Source organism: Flavobacterium sp. SOK18b (assembly GCF_014156605.1).
Taxonomy (GTDB): Bacteria; Bacteroidota; Bacteroidia; order Flavobacteriales; family Flavobacteriaceae; genus Flavobacterium; species Flavobacterium tiangeerense.
In genome coordinates, this window is the sequence record NZ_QKNZ01000152.1 from 1 (window position 1) to 2,637 (window position 2,637).

Consider the following 2,637-nt stretch of genomic DNA (forward strand, 5'->3'; position numbering starts at 1 on the left):
AAATCACCATTAAACCAAACCACAATGATTACAATTAAAAATTACCTAGACAAAAAAGATACAATCGACTGGGCTTCTATGCCAAAAAAAATACTAAACACCCGTAAGGATGTTGAGGAAATTATGGAGTTCTACGATGATGATGCCGATATAAAGGACACTGTAGATCTATTTTTGAAAGGGATTAATGATAGTTTAGAAAGTAAAAAACCGCCAACAGGCTCTACATCTCCTTTAGTAATTTATAAAGAAGGTGAGTTTTTAACTAAAAGATCATTTACTTCTGAATTTTCATTTATAGAAAATGAAAATCTTGCGTACACTTGGGCTGAAAGTGAAAGATCAAGTGCTCAAAAAATAGCCAAAGGTTATGATGCATTACTAATCACAATGAAAGAAGCTCTAAAAATAAGAGAGTTAAAAAAAGCTAGCCAAATAAATAGAGAAAAAACATACCCATCAAAAAATGAAAATTTTGATCTTATAGTTACAAACGCTGGTGGTGTAAGTGTGGTATCTAACAAGAAAAAAGAAGTTAATCAGGACTACGAAACAATAGCGCATATAAATTCAAAAGGCGATATAAAGTACTTCCGCCAGAACCTACCAAAAGAAGTTATTGATTTTTGCGAAAAGCACGCAAGTAATCAAAAACCAACCTCTTATGAAAAACAAATTTCAGAAGTTCGCAATGTAATGCTCTACGCAAAATTCAAAGATCAAAAAAGCTACAAGGCTGTAGGGGCAGGAAAACAAGTTGATAATTTACTATACGCTACTATTTTCCCAATAGAAAACCTTGAGAAACTTAAAAACTCTATTGAGCCAAACCCTGATGTTGATTATCAAATAAGAGTAGCTGGAAGCGCAAAAGTATTGTGGGATAGCAACGAAAATACAAAAACTGAGAAAAAACTACCAGGTGCTAAAAAAGTTGAAAAAGTAGTAAATAAGACTATTGTAGACAACCTATCCACGGAATTTTTACTAATCCGTAGGTTTTGGAATATTATTAAAAAAGAAACAGTAAGCGTTCCATTTAGAACTGTACAGTTGTTGTACATGGCTTTCAACAAAGCTGCAGTTGAACGTAAAGTTAGAAAAAGTAGTGAAGCAGCTGAGTTATTTACCCAATGTAATAAAAAAATAATAACGTTATTTGAAGATATACCAAACTCAGATAAAAAGCCTTACACCATTGAGTTTACCGATAAAGCACTATACGGTAAAATTCAAAATTATGTTACTGATGTGGCTGTAAATCCTGCTATTCCAGTATTGAAACGCTTTATAGCAATTCAAAATACAAAACCTGAAATTAAAAAAGTAGAAGACTTACTAAAATCAATCTCTAAAGTTTACGAAAATGCAAAAGATAATCGCTTATCTCCTGAATTATTCAAAGCCAAAAAAGAATTAGAAGATTACCTAGCGAAGCCTACAGAAACTATAGAACCTACATTTTATGGACTATCGGTTCCTTTAGTTTGTACAAATAGAGTTAAGTGCGCTGGTATTAGCAAGCAAGGTCGATTATTGAAAGGTTACAAATTTGAAGAGCATACAGGAAACGTTGTAAAAGTTCGAAAAGCAGTAACAAAAAAGAAAGCCGTAAAAAAAAAAGTAGCTGCTGGACTTGGCTTGGTCTTTAATGACCAAGTTGAAACAATATATGTAGATAATTTCCCTGTAATCCCAATTGTGGCGAGAAAAAACACAATCATTGAAGAGCTAGAAGAGCCTGAGCTAAATAAATCAGAAGAAAAGCAAAGTAACAGTGTTAATTTACCTGTCAATAGAAATTCACTTGCTTATAGGAAACAGAAAAATAAAAACAAATCACATGAATACTATAAAATTGACAACGATGATATTTCAAAATTTTTAGGTCAAATTGAAAAAAAGAAAAAAGAGAGTGTCGCAATTACAATTGCTGGTGGTCAAGGATCAGGTAAAACAAGTTTCGTTTTTCAATTAATCAATGCTTTTGCGAAAAATTACAAAGTAGGGCATGCATCTATTGAAGAACATCCTGAAAGCGCATTATATGAAAACAAAGCTGATCGATTTTGGGATGATAATGCAAAGGCAACAGTTGATAGTCCAGAGATTAATTCATTAAATGATATTCATGAATTAATTAATCGTAATGATGTAATTATTATTGATAGTTTTAGTAAATTACTGTCTTGGAATAACAGAATAACACTTGACGAAACATTTAGAAAAAAATATGATGGCAAGTTGTTTGTCATTATCTATCAGTTAACTACAGATGGAAAAATGAGAGGAGGTTCTTCAAGTCAATTTGATGGTGATGTTATTTTATTTGTAGAAAAATTTCCAAATTTTAGTGAAAATTATGTCTATGCTGACAAAAATAGATATCAAAATCAATCCCTAGAAGATTTGCACTACAATATTGCTGGAGCTAGATTAGATCAACCTCAATTATTTACCGAAGAAGTAGAGAGAATTTAAAAACAATTATAAACCATTAAACCAAACCAACCATGGCAACTAAAAAAGCGAAAGCAAAAGTAGGAGTTAAGCAAAACGGAACCTTGAAAAAAGGCTTCAAGTATGCGAAAGGCGGGCGAGTAGTCGCAGCTAAAAAGAAATAATTAACTTATAAGT

General features: G+C 31.9%; 1 protein-coding gene. It reads left to right on the top strand.

Going from position 1 to position 2,637, the window contains the following annotated elements; translation table 11 throughout:
- Positions 1-2,481 (top strand): hypothetical protein (locus tag DNC80_RS15570; protein ID WP_220485266.1); only part of this gene is annotated, 2,481 nt, incomplete at its 5' end.
- Between the last annotated feature and the right edge of the window lie 156 nt (positions 2,482-2,637).